At 71.3% G+C, this 25,139-nt stretch carries 19 protein-coding genes; 3 read left to right on the top strand and 16 right to left on the bottom strand.

Annotation, left to right across the window (positions count from 1 at the left end; genetic code table 11):
• Positions 1–6: 6 nt before the first annotated feature.
• The 7 genes from rplS to proS form a co-directional block, all read right to left on the bottom strand.
• Positions 7–357, bottom strand: a complete 351-nt coding sequence (rplS, locus tag ACZ4Z5_RS23380; protein ID WP_468265774.1) for a 50S ribosomal protein L19 — start codon at positions 355–357, stop codon at positions 7–9.
• A gap of 129 nt (positions 358–486) precedes the next feature.
• Positions 487–1,308, bottom strand: a complete 822-nt coding sequence (trmD, locus tag ACZ4Z5_RS23375) for a tRNA (guanosine(37)-N1)-methyltransferase TrmD (protein ID WP_468265772.1) — start codon at positions 1,306–1,308, stop codon at positions 487–489.
• Positions 1,308–1,850 carry a ribosome maturation factor RimM gene (rimM, locus tag ACZ4Z5_RS23370; protein WP_468265770.1) on the bottom strand — a complete coding sequence of 181 codons (543 nt, stop codon included), beginning with the start codon at positions 1,848–1,850 and terminating at the stop codon, positions 1,308–1,310. The genes trmD and rimM overlap by 1 nt, the downstream gene beginning before the upstream one ends.
• A 130-nt stretch (positions 1,851–1,980) precedes the next feature.
• Positions 1,981–2,220 carry an RNA-binding protein gene (locus ACZ4Z5_RS23365; RefSeq protein WP_004924853.1) on the bottom strand — a complete coding sequence of 80 codons (240 nt, stop codon included), beginning with the start codon at positions 2,218–2,220 and terminating at the stop codon, positions 1,981–1,983.
• A 2-nt stretch (positions 2,221–2,222) separates the two neighbouring features.
• Complete coding sequence (rpsP, locus tag ACZ4Z5_RS23360; RefSeq protein WP_468265768.1) at positions 2,223–2,642, bottom strand: 30S ribosomal protein S16; 420 nt, start codon at positions 2,640–2,642, stop codon at positions 2,223–2,225.
• A gap of 156 nt (positions 2,643–2,798) precedes the next feature.
• Positions 2,799–3,392, bottom strand: a complete 594-nt coding sequence (locus tag ACZ4Z5_RS23355) for a hypothetical protein (RefSeq protein ID WP_468265766.1) — start codon at positions 3,390–3,392, stop codon at positions 2,799–2,801.
• 322 nt (positions 3,393–3,714) lie between these two features.
• Positions 3,715–5,127: a proline--tRNA ligase gene (gene proS, locus ACZ4Z5_RS23350; protein WP_468265764.1), complete on the bottom strand. Its 1,413-nt coding sequence runs from the start codon at positions 5,125–5,127 to the stop codon at positions 3,715–3,717.
• A 206-nt stretch (positions 5,128–5,333) separates the two neighbouring features.
• Here proS and ACZ4Z5_RS23345 point away from each other — a divergent pair, with 206 nt between their 5' ends.
• Positions 5,334–6,161: a methyltransferase domain-containing protein gene (locus ACZ4Z5_RS23345; protein WP_468265762.1), complete on the top strand. Its 828-nt coding sequence runs from the start codon at positions 5,334–5,336 to the stop codon at positions 6,159–6,161.
• A 185-nt stretch (positions 6,162–6,346) separates the two neighbouring features.
• Here ACZ4Z5_RS23345 and ftsH read toward each other — a convergent pair whose 3' ends face one another.
• The 6 genes from ftsH to nsdA all read right to left on the bottom strand — a co-directional run bounded on the left by ftsH (position 6,347) and on the right by nsdA (position 15,913).
• Entirely contained in the window at positions 6,347–8,275 is a 1,929-nt protein-coding gene (gene ftsH / locus ACZ4Z5_RS23340) for an ATP-dependent zinc metalloprotease FtsH (RefSeq protein WP_468265760.1), read from the bottom strand.
• Positions 8,276–8,361: 86 nt separating this feature from the next.
• Positions 8,362–9,912, bottom strand: a complete 1,551-nt coding sequence (ffh, locus tag ACZ4Z5_RS23335) for a signal recognition particle protein (RefSeq protein ID WP_468265758.1) — start codon at positions 9,910–9,912, stop codon at positions 8,362–8,364.
• A 137-nt stretch (positions 9,913–10,049) separates the two neighbouring features.
• A complete protein-coding gene (locus ACZ4Z5_RS23330) occupies positions 10,050–12,506 on the bottom strand; it encodes a [protein-PII] uridylyltransferase (protein ID WP_468265756.1) in 2,457 nt (818 codons plus the stop codon).
• Between the two features lie 16 nt (positions 12,507–12,522).
• Positions 12,523–12,861 (bottom strand): P-II family nitrogen regulator, encoded by a 339-nt coding sequence (locus ACZ4Z5_RS23325; RefSeq protein ID WP_069170469.1) that lies wholly within the window; start codon positions 12,859–12,861, stop codon positions 12,523–12,525.
• A complete protein-coding gene (locus ACZ4Z5_RS23320; protein ID WP_468265754.1) occupies positions 12,858–14,219 on the bottom strand; it encodes an ammonium transporter in 1,362 nt (453 codons plus the stop codon). Before ACZ4Z5_RS23320 ends, ACZ4Z5_RS23325 begins: the two co-directional genes overlap by 4 nt.
• A gap of 218 nt (positions 14,220–14,437) precedes the next feature.
• Positions 14,438–15,913 carry a transcriptional repressor NsdA gene (gene nsdA, locus ACZ4Z5_RS23315; protein ID WP_468265752.1) on the bottom strand — a complete coding sequence of 492 codons (1,476 nt, stop codon included), beginning with the start codon at positions 15,911–15,913 and terminating at the stop codon, positions 14,438–14,440.
• A 425-nt stretch (positions 15,914–16,338) separates the two neighbouring features.
• Between nsdA and ACZ4Z5_RS23310 the strand changes: the two genes are divergently transcribed.
• Positions 16,339–16,998, top strand: coding sequence for a bifunctional DNA primase/polymerase (locus tag ACZ4Z5_RS23310; RefSeq protein WP_468265750.1), 660 nt, complete (start codon positions 16,339–16,341; stop codon positions 16,996–16,998).
• 202 nt (positions 16,999–17,200) lie between these two features.
• Here the strand turns inward: ACZ4Z5_RS23310 and ftsY are convergent, their stop codons facing one another.
• Positions 17,201–18,412 (bottom strand): signal recognition particle-docking protein FtsY, encoded by a 1,212-nt coding sequence (gene ftsY, locus ACZ4Z5_RS23305; protein WP_468265748.1) that lies wholly within the window; start codon positions 18,410–18,412, stop codon positions 17,201–17,203.
• Between the two features lie 242 nt (positions 18,413–18,654).
• On the opposite strand from ftsY, the gene ACZ4Z5_RS23300 reads away from it, so the two are divergent.
• Positions 18,655–19,626 carry an LLM class flavin-dependent oxidoreductase gene (locus tag ACZ4Z5_RS23300; RefSeq protein WP_468265746.1) on the top strand — a complete coding sequence of 324 codons (972 nt, stop codon included), beginning with the start codon at positions 18,655–18,657 and terminating at the stop codon, positions 19,624–19,626.
• A 40-nt stretch (positions 19,627–19,666) separates the two neighbouring features.
• Here the strand turns inward: ACZ4Z5_RS23300 and ACZ4Z5_RS23295 are convergent, their stop codons facing one another.
• Together ACZ4Z5_RS23295 and ACZ4Z5_RS23290 are read right to left on the bottom strand one after the other, a co-directional pair.
• Positions 19,667–21,088, bottom strand: coding sequence for a sugar porter family MFS transporter (locus ACZ4Z5_RS23295; protein ID WP_468265744.1), 1,422 nt, complete (start codon positions 21,086–21,088; stop codon positions 19,667–19,669).
• Between the two features lie 264 nt (positions 21,089–21,352).
• Positions 21,353–24,994, bottom strand: a complete 3,642-nt coding sequence (locus ACZ4Z5_RS23290) for a chromosome segregation SMC family protein (RefSeq protein ID WP_468265742.1) — start codon at positions 24,992–24,994, stop codon at positions 21,353–21,355.
• Positions 24,995–25,139: the final 145 nt, after the last annotated feature.

Here is a 25,139-nt window from a genome sequence, read left to right as displayed (position 1 = left end):
GCGCGATCAGTTCTCGCGCTTCTCCTTGATCTTCGCAGCCTTGCCGCGCAGCTCGCGCAGGTAGTACAGCTTGGCGCGACGGACGTCACCGCGGGTGACGAGCTCGATCTTCTCGAAGATCGGGCTGTGCACCGGGAAGGTGCGCTCGACGCCGACGGAGAAGGAGACCTTCCGGACCGTGAAGGTCTCGCGGACGCCGGAGCCCTGGCGGCGGATGACGACACCCTTGAACTGCTGGATCCGGGAGCGGTTGCCCTCGATGACGCGAACGTGGACGTTCACGGTGTCACCCGGACGGAAGGCGGGGACGTCGGTGCGCAGCGACGCGGCGTCGACGGTGTCGAGCAGGTGCGACATGATGTCTGCTTTCTTCGCCCATGCCACAGGTCATGGGCGGAATCTCGTGCTTGGGTTCTGAGTGCCGTTCACGTCGGGCGGCGTCGTTCCCCCCGTGGCAGGGGCGCACGCCGGACGCACAGCAGCCGCCTATTCTTCCACGTGCTCGGCCGGACGCCCAAATCGGCCGTCCGGACCCTGGCGCCAGCCCAGCTCGGCGAGCATCTGGCGATCCTTCTTGTCGAGGGCGGAGGGGTCGCAGCGTTCGATCAGGTCGGGCCTGTTCAGGGTGGTGCGGCGGAACGCCTCGTCGCGGCGCCAGCGGGCGATCTTCCCGTGGTGGCCGCTGAGCAGCACGTCGGGGATGCCGCGGCCGCGCCACTGCGGGGGCTTGGTGTAGACGGGGCCTTCCAGGAGGTTCGCCATGGCGCCGGGGGCGAAGGAGTCGTCCCGGTGCGACTCGGCGTTGCCGAGGACACCGGGCAGCAGCCGGGCGACGGCCTCGGTGACGACCAGGACGGCGGCCTCGCCGCCGGCGAGGACGTAGTCGCCGATGGACACCTCGTACACGGGTATCCGGGTGGCGTACTCGTCGATCACCCGGCGGTCGATGCCCTCGTAGCGGGCGGGCGTGAAGATCAGCCAGGGGCGGGCGGAGAGCTCGACGGCGACTTCCTGGGTGAACGGCCGGCCGCTGGGCGTCGGGACGACCAGGGCGGGGCCGTGGGCACCCGCCTCGTATCCGTTCGCCAGGGCGTCGTCGAGTGCCTCGCCCCAGGGTTCGGTCTTCATGACCATGCCGGGGCCGCCGCCGTACGGGGTGTCGTCGACGGTGTTGTGCCGGTCGTGAGTCCAGTCCCGCAGGTCGTGGACGTGGACGTCGAGCACCCCGCGGGCACGGGCCTTGCCGACGAGCGAGACGTTCAGCGGCTCCAGGTACTCGGGGAAGATCGTGACGACGTCGATCCGCATCAGGCCTCATCCCGGTCGGAGGCGATCACGGCGCGGTCGTCGATCAGGCCCGGCGGCGGGGTGACGACGGCCCGCTGGTTCTCCAGGTCGATCTCGCCGACGATCTCCTCGACGAACGGGATCATGACCTCGCTGCCGTCGGGACGCTCGACGATGAACAGGTCCTGCGACGGCAGGTGCGCGATCTCGGTGATCCGTCCGACCTCTGTGCCGTCGGCCGTGACCACGTCGAGGTCGATCAGCTGGTGGTCGTAGTACTCGTCGGGGTCCTCGGGCAGTTCGTCCGGGTCGATGTCGGCGATGAGGAGGGTGTTGCGGAGTTCCTCCGCGCCGTTGCGGTCCTTGACGCCCTCGAAGCGCAGCAGGAGGCGGCCGCTGTGCACCCGGCCGGACTCGACGGTCAGCGGGCCGCGGGACGCCGGGTCGGTGGCCAGCACGGCGCCGGGCCCGAGCCTCAGCTCCGGCTCGTCGGTCCGCACCTCGACGGTGACCTCGCCCTTGATGCCGTGGGCGCGGCCGATCCGCGCGACTACGAGCTGCACGTCTGACTTCTCCTGTCCTCGATGAAGTGTGCCGCAGCACAGACGACCACGGGCCGGGGAGCGGCCCCACCGCACGGCCAGAGCCGCACGGTGTCACCGCTCCCCGGCCCGAGCCGGTGATTCGACGTTCTCAGCGAACGTGATCCACGTCGACGAGGTCGACACGGATGCCCCGCCCGCCGATGGCGCCCACGACGGTCCGCAGGGCGCGCGCGGTGCGGCCGTTGCGGCCGATCACCTTGCCGAGGTCGTCGGGGTGCACCCGGACCTCGAGCACGCGCCCGCGACGCAGGTTGCGCGAGGCGACCTGCACGTCGTCGGGGTTGTCGACGATGCCCTTCACGAGGTGCTCGAGAGCCTCCTCGAGCATGCTCAGGCCTCGGTCGACTCGGACTCGGCCGCAGCCTCGTCCTTCTTCTCGGCCTTCTTCTTCTGGGTGATGGCCTCACCCTTGGGCTCGTCACCGGTGCCCAGGGCCTCGAAGGACGGGCGGGCGGCCTTCGGCTCGGCGACGAGCAGCGGCGCCGGGGCGGGCTCGCCCTTGAACTTCTGCCAGTCGCCGGTCTTCTTCAGGATGGCGAGCACGGGCTCGGTCGGCTGCGCGCCGACACCCAGCCAGTACGCAACGCGGTCGGCGTCGACCTCGATGCGCGACGGGTTGTACGTCGGGTGGTACAGACCGATCTCCTCGATGGCCCGGCCGTCACGGCGGGTACGGGAGTCGGCGACGACGATGCGGTAGTGAGGCGCACGGATCTTGCCCAGACGCTTCAGCTTGATCTTGACTGCCACGGGAGTGGTGTCTCCTGGTCTTGACGTGGTTGGGCACTACGAGATGCCGCGTGGGGTTGCGGTACCCGATCGGCCCGATGGACGCGTCAGCCGGAGGAGAGAGGGGTCCTGTGCGACTGTCGAGTACAGCTAGCCATTGTGCCACACGCCGTACGGTCAGCCCGCCGCGGCCACCGGCTCCGGGATGCGGAACGGCTTGCCGCAGCCGCCGCACACGATCGGGGCCTGGGCCAGCACCGACGGCACCACGCGCACATTGCGCCCGCAGTCGCAGACCGCCTTGACCCGTACGCCCCCTCCCGAGGAGCCGTGCCGGGCGGCCGGTCCGCGGAAACTGCGCTTGGTGTCCGCGGCGGTCGCGGCGCTGTGCGCCCGCAGCGCACGCTGCAGCCGCTCGATGGTGGGCCGGTATCGCCTGCGCGCCTCGGCGTTCAGCGTGACCAGGGAGAAGCCACTGCTGGGGTGGGGCTCCTCCGGATGGTCCAGGCCGAGTTCCTCGGCGATCGCCAGGAATCTGCGGTTGTGGTAGCGGCCGGCGCGGGAGGTGTCTCGCACACCGCGGGCGGCGGCGATGCCGTGGACTGCCTCGTGGAGCAGTCGCTCGAAGGAGAGTTCGGCGCCGCAGGCGGACGACGACTCTCCGATCAGGGACTCGGGCGCGGCAAGGTCCGGCAGCTCGGGGTGGTACCGCTGAATGTCGGCCCACGCGTGCGCCAGCTCTGCGGCGAGGACAGGTGGTGTCGTGCTCACGTCGTGACAACGAGCCTGAGTGCCCCGGTGTTCCTATTCCGGGGCATCCCAAATAATTTGCACCAACCAGTCAGTTGCCATTCATGCGTCCGGACGAGGGCGGGTGCCCTGATCTGCGGAGAAGCCGCGCAGCTCACTACAAGCCGGTACTTACCGGCTTGTACGCCCCAGCGCGCGGGAAACCGACGTGCGCTGGGCACAGGACGCGGACGCCCGGAGTCCCGCGCTGTTCGCCATCGGGACAGGACGCCAGGACTCCCCATGTCAGGACTCCCGCGTCAGGACTCCACTCCAGGAGATACGGACGCCCGGCGGCTTTCGCTCAGTAGGCGCGTGCCACGACTGCGACGGTACCGGGAGCGTCGTCGGCATCCGGCACCGACCCGTCCTCGGCGAGCAGACAGCGCACGGTCACCGAGTGCTCCGCCAGCCGCGCCTCGCCCTCGGGTCCCAGCGTTGCCCACGGGATGCGCGCCCAGCCGGTCGCCGAGGCCTCCACGGCCTCCTCCGGAGTCGCCACGTCGGCCGTCCGGGACTCGCGGCGCTCACGGGACTGCCTCAGCAGCAGGGCCTGGTCCTCCTCCAGTACCGCGGGCAGCAGTTCCGCCAGGCCGTCGATCGCCACCGGCTCCTTACCCCCCGGGATCCGCCGCGCCAGCATCGCCGTACCCGCCTCCAGGTCCCGCGGGCCGACCTCGATCCGCACCGGGACGCCCTTGAGCTCCCAGTCCACGGCCCGGCGGCCGAACGGGGTGTCCGTGCGGTCGTCGACCTGGACACGGATACCCGCGGCCCGCAGCCGGTCGCCGATCTCGCGTACCTTGGCCAGTACCGCGTCATCGCCCTTGATCGCGAGGACCACGGCCTGGACCGGGGCGAGCCGGGGCGGGACGCGCAGACCGTTGTCGTCACCGTGCGACATGATCAGTCCGCCGACCATCCGGGTCGAGACGCCCCAGGAGGTCTGCCAGCACAGCTCCTGCTTGCCGTCCTTCGACAGGTACGTCGTGTTGAACGCCTTGGAGAAGTTCTGGCCCAGCTCGTGGCTCGTGCCCATCTGCAGCGCCTTGCCGTCGCCCATCATGCCTTCGAGCGTCAGGGTGTTGATCGCGCCGGCGAACCGCTCCTTCGGCGTCTTGCGGCCCAGCACCACGTCGATGCCCAGCACGTTCACCATGAAGTCGGCGTACACGTCCCGGTGGATGCGGGCCGCGTAGTCACGGGCGTCCTCGTAGGTGGCGTGCGCCGTGTGACCCTCCTGCCAGAGGAATTCACTCGTTCGCAGGAACACGCGCGGCCTCATCTCCCAGCGGACCACGTTCGCCCACTGGTTGATCAGCAGCGGCAGGTCGCGGTAGCTCTGCACCCACTTGGAGAAGTATTCGTTGACGATCGTCTCGGAGGTGGGGCGGACGACGACCGGCTCCTCCAGCTCCTTGCCGCCACCGTGCGTGACCACCGCGAGCTCGGGGGCGAACCCTTCCACGTGCTCGGCCTCCCGCGTCAGGTACGACTGCGGGATGAACAGCGGGAAGTAGGCGTTGGAGGCACCCGCGTCCTTGATCCGGGCGTCCATCTCCTGCTGCATCCGCTCCCACAGCCCGTACCCGTAGGGCCGGATCACCATGGTGCCGCGCACCGGGCCGTTGTCCGCCAGCTCGGCCTTGTTGATCAGATCCTGGTACCAGCGGGGGAAGTCTTCCGCCTGCGGCGTGAGAACCGGTGCCTTTGCCATGGCGGGAATCGTATTGCGTACGCATGATGATTCGTGAATCGCCCCGGGCGCGACCCGGGCTGGTCCGGCGACCCGGTTCCGCTCGACCTCTGGACGCGGACACGGATGCGCAGTTCCCTGGCACAAGGGGGCGTGCGAGCGCACGGACCGACACGGGGGCTGTCACACCGGCACACTCGACCTCTCGGCGGATTGGGGCGCTTTCCATGACACCAACGCTCGTCCGGCACCACCCGCACGCGACCGCGGCTCCCCCTTCCCCGGGGCCCGACGACGCCCGCGCCCGGGCCCGGGACTGGGCCGAGATCCAGGAACGGATGCTGGTGCCGCTCTACGAAGCGGTGTACGAACGCCTCGACGTCGGCCCCGGCACCCGGCTGCTCGGCCTCGGCTGCGGGTCCGGCCTCGCGCTGCTGATGGCGGCCGGCCGGGGCGCCGAGGTCACCGGGGTCGACACCCATGCCGAGCGGATGGCGCTGGCCCGCGAGCGGCTCCTCCCGCCGGACGGCTCCCGCAGCGGGGCCCGGCTGGTGACGGGCACGGCAGACCGGGCCCGGGGGACCGTCTACAACCTGGCCACCGCGTTCAGCCCGATCGGCTGGGCGGCCGGGGACTCGAAGGAGCTCGCCGCCTCACTCGCGGCGGCCGTACCGATGCTGGCCCGCCGCAGCCCGGTCGTCCTGACCGGCTGGGGACCTCCCGAGCGGTGCAGCACCTCGGCCGTCCTGCGGATCGCCACCCGAATGGAGGACAGCCCGCCGGCGTTCGGCCGTGACGACCTGGAGAACGTGGCCGAACGCGCCGGGCTCCGGCCCGACGGTTCGGGACGCGTCGCGTGCCCCTTCGGCTACGGCAGCATCGACAGCGCGGTACGCGGACTGCTCTCGACCGGACTCTTCGACGCGGCGGTACGGGCCACCGACCGGCTCCAGGTCGAGAAGGAGCTCGCCGAGGCTCTGCACGGCCATGTCCGCGACGACGGCACCGTCTGGATGCCGAACGTGTTCCGCTATCTGATCGCCCGGGTGGGGTGAGCCACGGACGGACCGGACGGACCGGACGGTGACCGAACTGAATCGAACCGGACCGGACGGACCGGACGGTGACCGAACTGAATCGAACCGGACCGGACCGAGAACGCTCCGTGCTCAGGGCCGGACCTCCCCGCATGCCCCTCCCCGGCACCGCCGTCCCGGCCGGCCGCCGTGCCCCGGTGTCGTCATTGGACGTCGTGGGTGTCGTCCTTGGTGAGCCGGGGGATGCCGGCAGCCCGGTACGCCGCCTCCTCCTCCAGCGTCTCGTCCTCCAGCAGCGCCTCCGCCAGCGCGTCCAGCCGGGCGCGGTTCTCCCGCAGCAGCCGGCACGCACTCTCGTAGCACTCGTCGACGATCCGCCGCATCTCGCTGTCGACCCGGTCCAGGGTGCCCGGGGCCGCCGACAGGCCGTACGCCTGCTGGGCGTCGCTCGGGATCGCCGTCAGCCGGCCCACCCGTTCGCTCATCCCCCACCGGCCGACCATTCCCCTGGCCAGGTTCGTCACCTGCTCCAGATCGCTCTCCGCACCCGTGGTGACGACACCGAAGACGACGTCCTCGGCCGCCATGCCGCCGAGAGCGCCGATGATCCGGCCGCGCAGGTACTCCTCGGTGTGGGCGTACTTGTCGGTCTCCGGGGTGGAGATCGTGACGCCCAGCGCCCTGCCGCGCGGCACGATCGTCACCTTGCGGACCGGGTCGGCGCCCGGCTGGAGCATGCCCAGCAGGGCGTGACCGCTCTCGTGGTACGCCGTCCGCCGCCGCTCCTCGGGCGGCATCACCAGCGGCCGCTCGGCACCGAGCTGCACCTTCTCCAGCGCTTCGGAGAGATCGGCCCTGGTCACCGCGGACTGCTGGCGCTTCACCGCGAGCAGCGCGGCCTCATTGGCGAGATTGGAGAGCTCGGCGCCCGTCATCCCGGGCGTGGTCCGGGCGAGCTGCGCCAGGTCGACGTCCCCGGCCAGCGGGATCTCCCGGGTGTGGATCCTCAGGATGGCCTCCCGGCCACCGCGGTCGGGCGGACTGACGTTGACGATGCGGTCGAAACGGCCGGGCCGGGTGAGTGCCGGGTCCAGCACGTCGGCGCGGTTGGTGGCCGCGATGACGACGACGCCCTCCGAGCCGGAGAAGCCGTCCATCTCGGTGAGGATCTGGTTGAGCGTCTGCTCCCGCTCGTCATGGCCTCCCAGGCCGGCGCCGGCGCCCCGGACCCGGCCGATGGTGTCGATCTCGTCGATGAAGATGATGGCCGGGGCGACCTTGCGCGCCTCGGCGAAGAGCTCCCGGACCCGGCCCGCTCCCACACCCACGATCATCTCGATGAACTCGGAGGCGGACGCGGAGAAGAACGGCACCCCCGCCTCCCCCGCCACCGCCCTGGCCAGCAGCGTCTTCCCGGTGCCGGGCGGCCCGGACAGCAGCACACCGCCGGGCATCCTCGCCCCCATGCGGCGGTAGGCGTCGGGATGCTTCAGGAAGTCCACGACGTCGTTCAGCTCGCCGGCGACCTCGTCGATGCCGGCCACGTCCTCGAACGTCGTCCGTCTGCCCTCGGTGAGCGCCACGGGCTTGGGCGGGGCCTTGCGGCCCAGCATCCCTCCGCCCAGGGCCCCGCCCATACGGCGGCTGATGTACAGCCAGAGCCCGACCAGGAGCAGTATCGGGGCCAGCGAGATCAGCACGTTGACGAGGAGACTGCGCTCCCGGACGACCGGTTCCGCGGTGACGGTGACGTCCTTGGCGGTGAGCTCCTTCCAGAGGTCGTCATCGGCGAAGGCGGGCCGCTGGGTGGTGAACTCCGTGTACGTCTCGTCGTTGCCGGGCAGCGGCTGTGCCTTCTTGAGCCGGCCCTGGATCGCGTCGCCCTTGGAGTAGATCTTGGAGACGTTGCCCGCTCCGACCTGCTCGGTGAACTCCGTGTAGGAGACCGTCCGCTCGTCGCCCTCCGTGACGTACGACACCACCACGTTGGCCGCGACGAACACCACGACCGCGGCGAGGAAGAGCCCGATCCAGCCACCGGGCAGCCGCCGTTTCGGCGGGGCCGGCGGGGGCGCGCCCTCGGAGCGCCACGGCTGGTCGGTGCGGTCCCGCGGCGGCACGGAATTGCTCATGTTCCGGACGTTACGTCACATAAGCGACGCGGGCACCCGCTCCTCCGGGGAGGACGGATGCCCGCGGTCGCGGCCCGTGCAGGGCGTCAGCCCATGAACTTCTTGAACTCGTCCGGCAGCTCGAAGTCCTTGCCGGGCTCGCCGGCAGGCAGGCCGAACGCTCCGCCGGACTGGGCCGCCTGCTCGCGGCGGGCGGCCGCCGCCGCCTCCTCCGCCTTGCGCTTCATCGGATTGCCGCTCTGACGCTTGCCCTTGGCCTGCTTCTGCTGCTTCTTCTGCCGGCCCGGGCCGCCGCCCATGCCGGGGATGCCGGGCATGCCCGGCATCCCGCCGCCCTGGGCCATGCGGGACATCATCTTCCGCGCGTCGAAGAACCGCTCGACCAGCGACTTCACCGCACTGACCTCGACACCGGAACCCTTGGCGATACGCGCACGGCGGGAACCGTTGATGATCGTCGGGTCCTGGCGCTCCGCCGGGGTCATCGACTTGATGATCGCGGCCGTGCGGTCGACGTCACGCTCGTCGAGGTTGTTGATCTGGTCCTTGATCTGGCCCATGCCGGGGAGCATGCCGAGCAGCTTGGAGATGCTGCCCATCTTGCGGACCTGCTCCATCTGGGACAGGAAGTCGTCGAGCGTGAACTCCTTCGGCCCCTTCGCCAGCTTGGCCGCCATCTTCTCGGCTTCGGCCTGGCTGAAGGTCTTCTCCGCCTGCTCGATCAGGGTGAGCAGGTCACCCAGGTCGAGGATGCGGGACGCCATGCGGTCCGGGTGGAACGCGTCGAAGTCGTCCAGCTTCTCGCCGTTCGACGCGAACATGATCTGCTTGCCGGTGACGTGCGCGATGGAGAGCGCGGCACCACCGCGGGCGTCGCCGTCGAGCTTGGAGAGCACGACGCCGTCGAAGCCGACGCCGTCGCGGAACGCCTCGGCGGTGTTGACCGCGTCCTGACCGATCATCGCGTCGACGACGAAGAGGATCTCGTCGGGGCTGATCGCGTCACGGATGTCCGCGGCCTGCTGCATCATCTCCTGGTCGATACCGAGGCGGCCCGCGGTGTCGACGACGACGATGTCGTACTGCCTGCTGCGGGCGTGCTCGATCGACTCCTTGGCGACCTGGACCGGGTCGCCCACACCGTTGCCCGGCTGCGGCGCGAACACGGCGACGCCGGCCCGCTCGGCGACCACGGCGAGCTGGTTCACGGCGTTCGGGCGCTGGAGGTCACAGGCGACCAGCAGCGGGGAGTGTCCCTGGCCCTTGAGCCACTTGCCCAGCTTTCCGGCAAGGGTGGTCTTACCGGCACCCTGGAGGCCGGCGAGCATGATCACGGTCGGCGGGTTCTTGGCGAACCGCAGGCGGCGGGTCTCGCCGCCGAGGATCGTGATCAGCTCCTCGTTGACGATCTTGATGATCTGCTGCGAGGGGTTGAGCGCCTTGGAGACCTCGGCGCCGCGCGCCCGCTCCTTGACGTTCGCGATGAAGGACCGGACGACGGGGAGCGCGACGTCGGCCTCGAGCAGCGCGATACGGATCTCACGTGCCGTGGCGTCGATGTCGGCCTCGCTGAGGCGGCCTTTGCCCCGGAGGTTCTTGAAAGTCGCGCTGAGGCGGTCGGAGAGCGTATCGAACACGGCGGTCGCGGATCCTCGGGTCGGGGGCGGAGACAATCGCCCTCCAGAGTATCGGGCCGGAGGAGCGAAGCACCTTCACCGGTCGGATTCGGCCGGTGAAGGCGCCGTGCCCGGCAGAGCGGGGCGTCCGTCACGGGCTACCGCAGGGTGTCCTCGACCGTCTTCGCCAGGGCCGCGGCTTCCGTGTCCGGCAGCGGCGAGCCGTCCTCACGTGTGACGTACACCGTGTCCACGGCATTGGCGCCCAGGGTGCTGACGTGCGCGCTGCGCACCCGCACCCCCGACCCCTCCAGCGCACGTCCGATCCGGTGCAGCAGACCCGGCGCGTCCTGGGCCCGCACCTCAATGACCGTCGCGGACCGCGAGCCCGCCTCGGCGACGGTCACCCGGGGCGGGGGCGCCGTGACGCCACGGCGGCGCGGATAGGCGGCTTCGCGTTCGGCGAGGCGGGCCGGGATGTCGAGGCTGCCGGCGAGGGCGCGGACCAGGTCGGAGCGGAGGCGGGCGGCCTGCGGCAGGGAGCCGTACTCCGCGGCGACGCGCCAGTCGAGCAGCAGCACCCCGCCGCCCGGCCCGACGGCGTCGGGCAGAGCGACGGCACGGAGCTCCGCGGCGCGCACGGTGAGCCGGTGCATGGCGAGGACGCCTGCCGCGGCGGGCAGTACGCCGGGCTGGTCCGGTACGGCGATGAGGAGCTCGACACCGACCGGTTCGGGACCCTCGTGGGGCGCGGGCGGGCCGTCGGTCTGGGTGCGGAGGGCCAGGACCGGTCCGCCGGTGCGGTGCGCCTCCAGGGCGAGCCGTTCCTGTTCTGCGGTGGTCGGGGCGGGTTCCCGGTCGGCGTCGGGAGTGTCGCCCGCGAGGACGGCGGCGACGCGTTTGACGAGGTCGGCGACGAGCGATCCGCGCCACGAGGACCATGCGGCGGGTCCGGTGGCGAGGGCGTCGGCCTCGGTGAGCGCGTGCAGCAGCTCCAGGGCGACCGGGGTTCGCACCGCCTCGGCGACGAGGGCGACCGTCGCGGGGTCGTCGAGGTCCCGCCGTGTCGCGGTCTCGACGAGCAGCAGGTGGTGGCGCACCAGCACGGCGACGATGTCGACGTCGTGCCGGTCGTAGCCGATGCGGGTGGCGACGTCGCGGGCGATGACCTCGCCGGCGACGGAGTGGTCGCCCGGCCAGCCCTTGCCGATGTCGTGCAGGAGTGCGGCGACGAGCAGCAGGTCGGGCCGGCCGACCCGGCGGGTCATCGCGGAGGCCCGTACGGCCGTCTCGACGAGGTGGCGGTCGACGGTCCAGGTGTGGACCGCGTTGCGCTGCGGGCGGCAGCGGACGCGCTCCCAGTCGGGGAGGTACCGGGTGATCAGTCCCTCGGCCTCCAGCGCCTCCCACACCGGCACGGTGTGTTCTCCCGCGCCGAGGAGGGTGACGAGTTCGTCCCGTGCCTCGGCGGGCCACGGTACGGGTAGGGGGCCGGCGGCGGCGGCCAGGTGGCGTACGGCGTGGAGGGAGAGGGGCAGTCCGGCCTGGGCCGCGGCCGCGGCGGCGCGGAGCGGCAGGACGGGGTCGCGCTCGGGGCGTGCGGTGCGGGCGAGCACGGCCTCGCCGTCGTGCTCGACGACGCCTTCGGCCAGCGGGGTGCGTTCGGCGGCGGGCTTGGCGCCGCCGAGGAGGCCGCGCAGCCGGGGCCGCTTGGCGCGGGCGCGAAGCACGCGGTTGACCTCGCGCCAGGTGACGTCGCCGGCGTAGGCGACGGTACGGGCCGCTTCGTAGACGTGGCGGAGCAGGGCGTCGGCGTCCAGCAGGCCCAGTCCGGTGGCGACGGAGTCCTGTTCCTGGAGGGCGAGCCGGTCGGTGGCCCGGCCGGTGGCGAGGTGCAGTGCGTCGCGTACGTCGAGGAGTGCGCGGCGGGCCTCCGCGAGGCCTTCGCGGGGCGCGTCGGCGAGCCAGGAAGCGGCGACCGCGCGGAGGGCGGTGGCGTCACGGAGTCCGCCCCTGGCCTCCTTGAGGTCGGGTTCGAGGAGGAAGCGGAGTTCGCCCTGGCGGGCGGCGCGCTCCTGGCACAGTTCGTCGAGTTCCGGCAGGCGCCTGGGGGCCTGGTTGCGCCAGTCGGCCAGGACGGTGGTGCGGAGAGCGGCGGTGAGGGCGAGGTCGCCGGCGACATGACGGGCGTCGAGGAGCCCGAGGTGCACCTTGAGGTCCTCGCCGGAGGTCTTGCGGGCCTCGGCGGGGGTGCGGACGGAGTGGTCCAGGGCCAGGCCGAGGTCCCAGACCGGGTACCAGATGCGGTCCGCGAGGGCGGCGACGGCGCCGGGGTCGGCGGTCCCGTCGTGCAGGAGCAGCAGGTCGAGGTCGCTGCGCGGGGAGAGTTCACCGCGCCCGTACCCGCCGACGGCGACGAGGGAGGCGCCCCGTACGCCGGTGTCCCGGGCCGCGGCGGCGAACAGTCCGGTGAGCCAGTCGTCGGTGAGCCGGGCGAGGGCGGTACGCCGGGGCGGCCCGGACTGCGTCTCCTGCTGGAGGAGGCGCAGCCGGGCCGCCGCGTAACCGCTGGGTCCCGAGTCGTGGTTCTCGGTGGTCTGGTCGAGGCTCGTCACCCAACAGCTCCCGTCTTTAGAGCGCGTCGGGGCCGCGCTCGCCCGTGCGGACGCGGACCGCGGTCTCGACCGGGACGCTCCACACCTTACCGTCGCCGATCTTGCCGGTGCGGGCCGCCTTGACGACGACGTCGATGAGCTGTTCGGCGTCCTCGTCCTCGACCAGGACCTCGATGCGGATCTTGGGTACGAGGTCGACGGTGTACTCGGCGCCCCGGTAGACCTCGGTGTGGCCGCGCTGCCGTCCGTAGCCGCTGGCTTCGGTGACGGTCAGGCCCTGTACGCCGAAGGCCTGCAGAGCCTCCTTGATCTCGTCCAGCCGGTGCGGCTTCACGACTGCGGTGATGAGCTTCATGCATCCACCTTCTTGGTCTGCTCTGCGGCTGCCACGGCCGCGCCGGCCGTCGGTGCGGGTGCGGTCTTGCGGGAGCCTGCCCCGCCGCCCGCTCCGCTGAAGTCGTACGCGGTCTCGGCGTGCTCGACCTGGTCGATGCCGGAGACCTCGTCGTCCTCGGTGACCCGCATGCCGATCGTCTTGTCCAGGACGAAGGCGAGTACCGCGGACACCACCAGAGAGTAGGCGAGGACGGAGAAGACTCCGATGGCCTGCTTGACGAGCTGGTCGGCGCCGCCGCCGTAGAAGAGGCCCTTGACGTCGGACTGGACGCCGCCGGTGGCGAAGAAGCCGACGAGCAGGGAGCCGAGGACACCGCCGACGAGGTGGACGCCGACGACGTCGAGGGAGTCGTCGTAGCCGAGCTTGTACTTGAGGCCGACCGCCATGGCGCAGACGACACCGGCGATGGCGCCGATCGCGATGGCACCGAGCGGCGAGCAGGAACCACCGGAGGGGGTGATGGCGACGAGGCCGGCGACGGCGCCGGACGCGGCACCGAGGGTGGTGAAGGCGCCGTGGCGGATCTTCTCGTAGATGAGCCAGGCGAGCATGGCGGCGGCGGTGGCGACCTGGGTGTTGACGAACATCACGGCGCCGACGCCGTCGTCGTTGCCGAGCCAGGAGCCCGCGTTGAAGCCGAACCAGCCGAACCACAGGAGGCCCGCGCCGAGCATGACCAGCGGGAGGCTGTGCGGGCGCATCGGGTCCTTCTTGAAGCCGACCCGCTTGCCGATGACGAGGATCACGCCGAGGGCCGCGGCACCGGCGTTGATGTGGACGGCCGTACCGCCGGCGAAGTCGATGACGCCCATCTCGAAGAGCCAGCCGCCCGAGCCCCAGACCCAGTGGGCGACCGGGAAGTAGACGACGGTGACCCACAGGGCGATGAACAGTGCCCAGGCGGTGAACTTCACACGGTCCGCGAGGGCGCCGCTGATCAGGGCCGGGGTGATGATCGCGAACATCAGCTGGAAGACGGCGAAGACGTACACCGGGATGGTGTAGCCGTCCCACAGCTCGTTGAGGCCGATGCCGCTGAGGCCGACGTATTCGGAGCTCCAGCCGATGAGGGAGCCGGAGTCGGTGCCGAACGCGAGGCTGAAGCCGTACAGCACCCAGAGGATCGTCACGATCCCGAGGCTGATGAAACTCATCATCAGCATGTTGAGGGTGCTCTTGACGCGGACCATGCCTCCGTAGAAGAAGGCGAGGCCTGGCGTCATGAGCATCACCAGGGCGGAGCAGATGAGCATGAACCCGGTGTTCGCGGCAGACAGCTCGGGGGCGTCTGCGGCAAGCGTGATGCCTGGGGGCATCGGCGTCTCCTCGTCGTCGTGCGGCCCGTGCGGGCGGAGCCTGTGCGGTCGTGCGGGGCAGTGAGGCGTGGGCCGGTTATGCGCCATGAGGTTGGCGCAGCGCGGTTTCCGTCGATGCCGCACGATGTTTCGCCGCAGTGACGAAGAGGTCCGGCGTGTTACGCCGGAATGAACTGCCGGATCTTCGCGGATGCCGGGCGGTATGGCCTGGCGGGGGCTCAGACCGCCTCCGCCGCCTCGGGCAGCTGCCGGGTGATCTCATCGGTGAGCCGGATGACCTCGGCGAGGTCGCCGAAGTCCCGGGCCGCCGTGTCCACGGTCTTGCGCAGCCTGGTGTTGACCCGCTCGGAGCGGATCTGCCGGGCGATGCCCAGGGCCTGCTTGGCGAGCACGGTGGACTGCTCGGGTTCGCGCTTGAGGAGGTGGACGGTGGCCATGCCGATGAGGTTCAGCGCGTACGAACGCTGGTGGTCGGGGTCCTTGCCGAAGAGTTCGACGGCCCGCTCCATGACCGGCTCGGCGAGCGAGGCGTAGGTGGGGCTGCGACCGGCGACGTAGGCCAGGTCGCGGTACGAGTGGGCGTTCTCCCCGTTGAGTTCCGCCTCGGAGAAGAACCGGATCCAGTCGGGGTCGGGCTCGTCGTCCAGGCCGACGTCGGCGAAGGTCTCCTCGGCCATGCGGACGGCTCGTTTGCACTTGCTCGGCTGGCCCATGTTGGCGTAGGCGCGGGCCTCCATCGCATACAGCATGGCCTGGGTGCGCGAGGTGGCGCAGTCACGACTGCCGTACTGGGCGAGGTGGATGAGTTCGAGCGCGTCGTCGGGCCGGCCGAGGTGGATCATCTGGCGGCTCATCGAGGACAGGATGTACGAGCCGAGGGGCTTGTCCCCGGCCTCCTTGGAGGCGTGCAGGGCGAGGACGAAGTACTTCTGCGCGGTGGGCTGGAGGCCCACGTCGTAGCTCATCCAGCCGGCGAGTTCGGCGAGTTCCGCGGCGACCTTGAACAGCCGCCGCCGGGTGTCGGACGGATGCGGTTCCTGGAGAAGGTCGGTGACCTCGTGGAGCTGTCCGACCACCGCCTTGCGCCGCAGTCCGCCGCCGCACTGGGCGTCCCACTGGCGGAACATCGCGGTGGTCGCCTCCAGCAGGTCCATCTCGGGCCTGGACAGCCGGGTGGTCCGGCGGCCCGCGGACCCGGTCTCGGGGGTTGCGGGCTCCGACGCCGGGGTGGGGACCAGCCAGCGCTGCATCGGCTCGATCAGCTGGGGTCCGGCGGACAGGGAGAGCGAGGAGCCGAGGAAGCCGCGCCGGGCGAGCATGAGGTCGCTGCGCGAGAACTCGCTGAGCAGGGTGACGGTCTGGGGTCCCGCCCAGGGCAGGTCGACGCCGGACACGGAGGGTGACTGGTGGGCGGTGCGGAGGCCGAGGTCCTCGACCGCGACGACGCTGCCGAAACGTTCGGAGAACAGTTCGGAGAGGATCCGCGGGATGGGTTCGCGCGGCTGTTCGCCGTCCAGCCAGCGGCGGACGCGCGAGGTGTCGGTACTGATGTGGTGGGCGCCCATCTGGCGCGCCCGGCGGTTGACCTGACGGGCGAGCTCACCCTTGGACCAGCCGCTGCGCACGAACCACGAGCCGAGCTGCTCGTTGGGGCGCTTCCCGGTGTTCGTACCGCTTGCCCCGCTGCCGCTCACTGGAACGCCCCCATTCCGCCGAAGCTTTCATCGCGCGAACCCTTGCCAGAATGCCGCGCCCGGTAACCGCCTGTCCGGAGGTTGGCCCCTTCGAACGAGAGACCGACATGCCTCCGGCATACCCACGGGCGCCGCGCCCCAGAGTTGCGCACTGAAAGTAATCCTACGATCACTGGCGGGGGAGTCGGTTCCGGTAAACGCCACCATTCGCCACCCCCTTGGGAGAACCCACCGGTGGCCAGGCGCGATTCACTGGGAACGCAACGACCTGGAGTCGAATGAGGGGTGCACACCGGGGGCGCATGAACCGGGGCGCACCACCCCGCACACCTCCGTGCGCCAACGACGCCACAGCGAGCGCAACGCTGGGTCACGGTATGACTCCATGTCGTAACCACCGGCGCGCTCGACCCGTTGGAGGGGGCATGGGCTTCACTATCGGCGGCATCCGGGACCTGCGGTCCGGCTCGCGGCGCCGTGGCCGCGCCAGTACGACGTCGTGCACGGCGGTCGCCGAGTACACGGGCCTGTGGGGCTGGGACGTGGTGCCCGGCGCGCGGTGCGCGGCCGGCCGGTGCTCCTGCGGCGACCCGGGCTGTACTGCACCGGGCGCGCACCCGCTGTCCTTCGCACCCGAGGTCCCGGCGGGCGCGACCCTCGACGAGGCGACCGAGGCATGGGCGGAGGTGCCGGGCGCGGCGGTGCTGCTGCCGGCCGGCCGGAGCTTCGACGTGCTCGACGTCGCGGAGCCGGCGGGGCGGCGGGCCCTGGTCCGACTGGAGCGGATGGGTCTGCCGCTGGGTCCGGTCGCGGTCACGCCGACCGGCCGCGCACAGTTCTTCGTCGCACCGGGCGCCGCCGCCGAGCTGCCCCGGCTGCTGTACCGCATGGGCTGGGACGACGCGTACCTCGACCTACGGGGCCTCGGCCCCGGCGACCACGTCACGGCGCCACCGTCCGACCTCGCAGGTCTCGGCCCGGTCCGCTGGCTGCGGCCGCCGTCCCCGGACACGGCGGTGCGCCCGCCCCAGGCCCGGTTGCTGCTGGGCACGCTCGCGTACATCTGCCACCGCTCGTCGTCCTGACGGGCGGGCGGCGCAGGGAGCGACCCCGGCCACTCGTGCAGGGTCGGCGCTCGGTCCGCCGGCCCATCACCGATGCCACGAGCCGCGCACCCGTCCGCGGACATCACGGCAGGAACATGTGTGGGGCGCGGGGTCGGACCCCGCGCCCCACATCGGTGACGGCGAACCGGGGACCAGGCGATGACGCCCGGTCCCCGATCGGCTAGTCCCCGATCAGCGCGTCGACGAAGGCCTCCGGCTCGAAGGGGGCCAGGTCGTCGGGACCCTCGCCGAGGCCGACGAGCTTGACCGGGACGCCGAGCTCTCGCTGGACCGCGACCACGATGCCGCCCTTGGCGGTGCCGTCGAGCTTGGTGAGCACGATTCCCGTGATGTCCACGACCTCGGAGAAGACACGGGCCTGGACGAGACCGTTCTGGCCGGTGGTGGCGTCGAGGACCAGCAGGACCTCGTCGAGCGGCGCGTGCTTCTCGACGACGCGCTTGACCTTGCCGAGCTCGTCCATGAGGCCGGTCTTGGTGTGCAGACGGCCCGCGGTGTCGATGAGGACGACGTCCGCGCCCTCGTCGATGCCCTCCTTGACCGCGTCGAAGGCGACCGACGCCGGGTCGCCGTTCTCCGGGCCGCGGACGGTGCGCGCACCGACCCGCTCACCCCAGGTCTGGAGCTGGTCGGTGGCGGCGGCACGGAACGTGTCGGCGGCGCCGAGGACGACCGACTTGCCGTCGGCGACCAGGACCCTGGCGAGCTTGCCCGTGGTGGTGGTCTTGCCGGTGCCGTTGACGCCGACGACCATCACGATGCCCGGGGTGTCCAGATCGCTCTCGGTGTGCACCGTCCGGTCCATGTCTGTGCCGACGAGCGTGAGCAGTTCCTCGCGGAGCAGGCCGCGCAGTTCCTCGGGCGTACGGGTGCCCAGCACCTTGACCCGCTCGCGCAGCCTCTCGACCAGCTCCTGGGTCGGGGCCACGCCGACGTCGGCGGTGAGCAGGGTGTCCTCGACCTCCTCCCAGGTCTCCTCGTCGAGGCGTTCGCGGGAGAGCAGGGTGAGCAGGCCCTTGCCGATGGAGTTCTGCGAACGGGCCAGCCGGGCGCGCAGCCGGATCAGGCGTCCGGCGGTGGGCGCGGGGACCTCGAGGACGGGGGCCTCGGGCTCGGGCTCGACGGCGACCGGTGCCTCCGGGGCCGGGGCCTCGGAGACCGGGAGGTCGACCTCTTCGATCGTGCGGCGCGGTTCTTCGCGCGGGGTCTCCGCCTCCTCGCCGACGTGCGGCTCTGTGGGGGGAGCAGTGATGGTCGGCGTGCTCGGCGGCGCGGGCGGCAGCTGCTTCTTGCGGCGGCTGCTGACCACGAGCCCGCTGATCACGCCGACCGCGACCAGGGCGATGACTACAGCAAGGATGAGGATGTCCATAACGCTCCCAGTATCGGACACGGCCCTGGCGGGGACCCCGTCACGGCGGCCCTGTGACCGCGGTGTGCCGCGCAGTGACACGGCCCTGTCCATCTGACGCCGTGTCAGCTAATGTCCGCCCCGCCCGCAGGGCGCGCCCGTGGAACGCCCCTGGAGACACCTCCACCGGACGCGTCCGCCGGACGCACCCACGGCACGCGCCCGCCCCATCATGCGCCCGTACCGGCGAAGGGACCCCCGCCATGGCCTTCACAGTGGTCCGGTTCAATGTGGTCGATCCCGAGGGCACACCCGAGACCCTCTCGGCCCGCTACCGGGCCGCGCTGGAGCTGGCGGCCTACGCCGACGAGCACGGCATCGACACCGTCCAGACCGAGGAGCACCACGGGGCCGCCGACAACTGGCTTCCCTCGCCGCTGACCTTCGCGGGCGCGGTCCTCGGCGCGACCCGCCGGATCGCCGTGACGGTGTCGGCCGTGATCGGTCCGCTGCACGATCCGCTGCGGCTGGCGGAGGACATCGCTGTGCTGGACCTGCTGAGCGCCGGGCGGCTGGTGACGGTCGCCGGGATCGGCTACCGGCCCGAGGAGTACGCGGCGCACGGGGTCGACTGGAACCGTCGCGGCGCTCTCCAGGACGAGCTGCTGGAGACGCTGCTGAAGGCGTGGAGCGGCGAGGAGTTCGTCCACCGCGGCCGTACGGTCCGGGTGACCCCCCGCCCGTTCACCCGGCCGCACCCGCTGCTGCTCGTCGGCGGGAGTTCCCGGGCGGCGGCGCGCCGGGCGGCCCGGCTGGGCCTGCCGTTCTTCCCCAGCGCGCACCTGCCGGAACTGGAGGCGTACTACCACGAGCAACGGACGGAACACGGGACGGACGGGTTCTGCATGATGCCGGCCGAGCGGACTCCGCTGCTGCACGTCGCGGAGGACCCGGACCGGGTGTGGGCCCGGTACGGCGGGCACTTCCTCCATGAGGCGCGCACCTACGCCTCCTGGCAGTCACGGGGCATCCGTTCGGCGGTGCGGTCGGCCGCGGGGTCGGTGGACGAGCTGCGCCGGGAGGGTGTGTACCGGGTCGTCACACCGGACGAGTGCCTGGGGCTCGGCGCGGACAGTCTGGTGCTGCACCCGCTGTGCGGGGGGATGCCGGTGGAGGAGGGGCGGCGCGGCCTGGAGCTCTTCGCGGAACGGGTGCTGCCCCGGCTCAAGGGGTGAGCCGGGGCAGTCCCGTGTCCGAGGAGAGGGGCAGCGGGGATCAGCCCATCTCCTCCAACGCCTTGCCCTTGGTCTCCTTCACGAACTTGAGCACGAAGGGGATGGAGAGTACGGCGAAGACCGTGTAGATGACGTACGCCCCGGAGAGCGACCAGTCCGACAGGGTCGGGAAGGTCACGGTGATCAGCCAGTTGGCGACCCACTGGGCGGAGGCGGCGATGCCCAGGGCGGCGGCCCGGATCCTGCCGGGGAACATCTCGCCGAGCAGCACCCACACCACCACGCCCCAGGAGAGGGCGAAGAAGAGCACGAAGCAGTTGGCCGCGATCAGGGCGACCGTGCCCTGGAGGCTGGGGAGCGAGACGACGCCGCCCACCTCCGTCTTGTAGGAGAAGGCCCAGGCGGCGAGGGCCAGCGAGACCGCCATGCCGGCCGAGCCGATGAGGGCGAGCGGCTTGCGGCCGATCCGGTCCACGAGGGCCATCGCGATCACCGTGCCGATGATGTTCACGATGGACGTCTCGAAGGCGTACAGGAACGAGCTCTCCGGGTCGATCCCGACCGACTGCCACAGCGAGGAGCTGTAGTAGAAGATCACGTTGATGCCGACGAGCTGCTGGAAGACGGAGAGCCCGATACCGACCCAGACGATGGGGAGGAGGAAGAACCTGCCGCCCCGGAGGTCCTTGAAGGTCGACTTCTGCTCGTGGCGCATGTTCCGTTCGATCTCGGCGACCCGGGTGTCCAGGTCCACCTTCTTGCCCTCGACGTCGCGGAGCACCTCGCGGGCCCGCTCGAAGCGGCCGACGGAGATCAGATAGCGGGGCGACTCGGGAATGACCAGGGAGAGCAGTCCGTAGGTCAGCGCGGGGACGACCATGATGCCGAGCATCCACTGCCAGGCCTCCAGGCCGGCGAGCGTGCCGCGCTGATCGCCGCCCGCGAGATTGAGGATGCCCCAGTTGACCAGCTGTGAGACCGCGATGCCGGTGACGATGGCGGCCTGCTGGAAGGAGGCGAGGCGGCCCCGGTAGGCGGGCGGGGAGACCTCGGCGATGTAGGCCGGGCCGATGACCGAGGCCATGCCGATGGCGACGCCGCCCAGCACGCGCCAGGCGGCGAGGTCCCAGAGGGCGAACGGCAGGGCGGAGCCGAGCGCGCTGGCGGTGAAGAGCACCGCGGCGATCTGCATGACGCGGATCCGGCCGATGCGGTCGGCGATGCGGCCGGCGGTCGCGGCGCCGATGGCACAGCCGATCAGCGCGGCGGCAATGACCTGGGCGAGGGCTTCGGAACCCACGTCGAAGCGATCGCGGATGGCCACGACGGCCCCGTTGATCACAGCACTGTCGTAACCGAAGAGGAAGCCGCCCATGGCGGCCGACGCCGCGATGAAGACGACGTGGCCGAGATGTTCCGGCCTGGCCTGACGGCCTTCGGGCGCCTGCGCTGTGCTGGTCACGTGTACTCCTGGGGCCCGTCCGGCAACGCTGCCGGACACGCGGGGAAGCTCTTCCAGTGGCGCACAACTTCTCGCCGCCCACCACTTGAACATAGAAACGACGCTGCAGAGCCTATGACTTCAAGTTTCGAAGTCAAAACTCGGATCTATGGCGATACAACAAGAGAGGCCAGGGCACAGTCTTCAAGTTTTGAACTTGATCAGGGGAGACGTTGATCGGTGTAGACGTTGATCGGCGTAGATGTTGATCAACGGAGGGGTTGATCAGCGAAGACGCTGGCTGATGACCTTCGATACGCCGTCGCCCTGCATGGACACGCCGTACAGGGCGTCGGCGACCTCCATCGTCCGCTTCTGGTGCGTGATGACGATCAGCTGCGAACTCTCCTGGAGCTCCTGCATGATCCGGATCAGGCGCTGGAGGTTGGTGTCGTCCAGCGCCGCCTCCACCTCGTCCATCACGTAGAACGGGCTCGGCCGGGCCTTGAAGATCGACACGAGCAGGGCCACGGCCGTCAACGAGCGCTCGCCACCGGACAGCAGGGAGAGCCTCTTGACCTTCTTGCCCGGCGGCCGCGCCTCCACCTCCACACCCGTGGTCAGCATGTTGTCCGGATCGGTCAGGACCAACCGGCCCTCGCCGCCCGGGAACAGCCGGGAGAACACTCCTTCGAATTCCCTCGCCGTGTCCCGGTACGCCTCCGTGAAGACCTGCTCGACCCGCTCGTCGACCTCCTTCACCACCTGAAGGAGGTCGGCCCGGGTCTTCTTCAGGTCCTCCAGCTGCTCCGACAGGAACTTGTGCCGCTCCTCCAGCGCCGCGAACTCCTCCAGCGCCAGCGGGTTCACCTTGCCCAGCTGCTGGTAGGCCCGCTCCGCCGCCTTGAGCCGCTTCTCCTGCTCGGACCGCACGAACGGCCGCGGCTGGTTGAGCGGATGCTCCGGGTCCTCCGGCAGCTCCTCGCCCTCGGCGGGAGGCGACGGCGGCACCGGCTGGTCCGGGCCGTACTCGCCGACCAGTCCGGCCGGCTCCACGCCCAGCTCCTCCAGCGCCTTCGTCTCCAGCTGCTCGATGCGCAGACGCTTCTCCGCGCCCAGCACCTCGCCGCGGTGCACCGAGTCCGTCAGTTTGTCCAGCTCGCTCTTCAGGTCCCGGCCGCGGGCCCGGGCCGCGCCCAGTTCGCGCTCGCCGTACGCCCGGGCGCTCTCGGCCTCCGTGCGCTCGGCCTCGGCCCGGACGAGCGACACCTCCACATGGGCCAGCAGCTGACGGGCGCCGCTCGCGACGGCCGCCGCGACCTCCGCCTCGTACCGCATCCGGGCGCGCCGGCGTTCCGCACGCGCCCGTGCCTCGCGCTCGGCGCGGGCGCCCCGGTCCAGGGCGTCGGCCCGGCCGGCCAGCCCCTTCACCCGCTCCTCGTGGGTACGGACCTGGAGCCGCGCCTCCATCTCGGTCTGGCGCGCGTTGGCCCCGTCCGCGGCGAGGCGGTCCCGCACCGAAGTGTCCGGCTCCTCCTCGGCCGGGGTCTCCTCCGCCACGAGCAGCCGCTCGGCCAGCTCCTCGGCGTCCTCGGCCGCCCGGTCCAGGGCCTCCTGGGCGCGGGCGGCGGCCGCGGTCATCCGCTCCGCCTCCCCTGCCGCTCCCCTGGCCTGCCCGGCGAGCCGGCCGAGCTGCTGCGCCACACCCGACTTGGCCCGCTCGGCCGAACGGCGCCGCTCCGCCAACTCCTCGACGCGCTCGGCGCCGACGGTCCGCCGCTCCCCCGCCGTGTGCTGCGCCTGCGCCAGCTCCTCGCAGCGCACTGCGAGCGAGGCCAGTTCGGCGGCCGCCTGGTCGACGGATGCCTGCACCTCCAGCAGGCTCGGCGCCCCCGCGGACCCGCCGTGCGCGAAGTGCCCGCTCAGCACGTCCCCTTCGGCGGTCACCACGGTCAGTTCCGGGTGCCCGGCGACCAGGTCCTCGGCGTCCTCCAGGGTCCCGGCGACCACCATGTCCCGCACGAGCCGGCGCACTGCCGTCATGAGCCCTGGGGGCCCCTGCACCAGGTCGCCCACCCGGGTGAGGCCGGCAGGCCCGGCCGCCCCGGCCGCGGAACTCCCGGGCACCGGACCCATGGCGTGACCGGCGGCCTCCCCGGTCACAGCCACCGCCGGAACCACGGCCGGTACGGCCCGCGGATCCACCGGCGCGGGGCCGCTCAGCAGCATCGCAGCGCGGCCGGCGTCCTGCTTGCGGAGGAGACGGATCGCCTCCGCCGCCGTGGCGGGGTCGGCGACGGCGATCGCGTCGGCGGCGGCGCCGAGCGCCGCGGCCACGGCGACCTCGAAGCCCGGCGTAACGGTGAGGAGCTCCGCGGCAGGGCCGAGCAGGCCGGTCAGCCGGCCGGCGGAGAGCAGGGCGGCCGTGCCGTCCTTGCGGCGCAGGCCCAGGGCGAGCGCGTCGTGGCGGGCGGCGAGGGCGGCGCGTTCTCGTTCGGCGGCGGTCGCGGCCTCCCGGGCGGCGGAGAACGCGGACTCGGCACCGGCGAGCTCGCGCCGGGCCGCCTCGTGCTGCTCGGTCAGTTCGGCGTCGTCGGCGTCGAGACCGTCGACCTCCGCCTTGAGCTGCTCGTACTCCTCCTGGGCCGCGACAGCCCGTTCCTGCGCCTGGTCACGGGCCTCGGCGAGGCGGTCGATCTCCGCCTGCGCCGAAGCGGCGCGGGAGCGGGCCGCGTTGACCTGGCCGTGCAGCCGGGCCAGGCCCTCGCGCCGGTCGGCGATGGCACGCGCGGCGTCCTTGAGACGGCGTTCCTCGACCGCCAGCTCGCGCTCCAGTCCGGCGCGATGGGCGACGGTGTCCTCCAGGGCGCGCTGGGCCGCCTCCAGGGCGGCCTCCAGCTCGGCTTCCTGTTCGCGGATCCGGGCGGCCTCGCGCTCCATGTCCTCGGGGTCGCGGCCGCGGCGTTCCTCGGTGGGAGCCGCGGTGGCGCTCTTGACCCTGGCGTCGGCGAGGGAGATCGTTCCGCGGACGCGTTCGGCGAGCTGTGAGAGCTCGTACCAGGTCTGCTGGGCGCGCTGCAGACGCGGCGACAGCCGGCGCACCTCGTCCTCGAGTTCGGCCTCCCGGGTGAGCGCGGCCTTCAGTTCGGCCTCGGCCTTCTCCTTGCGCTCCTTGAGGGCGGCCTCGTCCGCGATCTCGGCGCCGAGCGCCTCGCGGAGAGTGACGAGGTCGTGGGCGAGCAGCCGCAGCCTGGCATCGCGCAGGTCGGCCTGGATGACGGCGGCGCGACGGGCGACGGCGGCCTGCCGGCCCAGCGGCTTGAGCTGCCGCCGCAGCTCGTCGGTGAGGTCCTGGACGCGCGCGAGATTGGCCTGCATCGCGTCGAGTTTGCGAAGCGCCTTCTCTTTCCGCTTGCGGTGCTTGAGGACGCCTGCGGCCTCCTCGATGAAGGCCCGGCGGCCGGTGGGATCGGCGTGCAGAACGGAGTCGAGTTGCCCCTGCCCGACGATGACGTGCATCTCCCGGCCGATACCGGAATCGGAGAGCAGTTCCTGGATGTCGAGCAGCCGGCAGGTGTCGCCGTTGATCTGGTATTCGCTGCCGCCGTTGCGGAACATGATCCGCGTAATGGTGACTTCGGCGTACTCGATGGGCAGTGCACCATCGGAATTGTCGATCGTGAGCGACACTTCGGCGCGCCCGAGCGGGGGCCGCCCGGTGGTGCCGGCGAAGATCACGTCCTCCATCTTGCCGCCGCGCAGCGACTTGGCACCCTGCTCGCCCATGACCCAGGACAGTGCGTCCACCACGTTGGACTTGCCCGAGCCATTGGGCCCGACCACACAGGTGATACCCGGTTCGAACCGGAGGGTCGTCGCGGACGCGAAGGACTTGAAGCCGCGGAGGGTCAGGGCCTTGAGGTGCACGCCGCCGGACTCTACCCGCCCACTGTTTGTTTTTGCGGTTTCACGCATCACACCGCAGGGCAGATCAACCGGTAAAGGAAGGCGGGGGGCAAAGAAAGAAGGGACGCCGAGGCGTCCCTTGCAACATCTCTTACGAGATCGAGTT

Source organism: Streptomyces sp. NPDC030222 (assembly GCF_055573115.1).
This window is presented reverse-complemented; position numbering and strand designations above follow the sequence as displayed.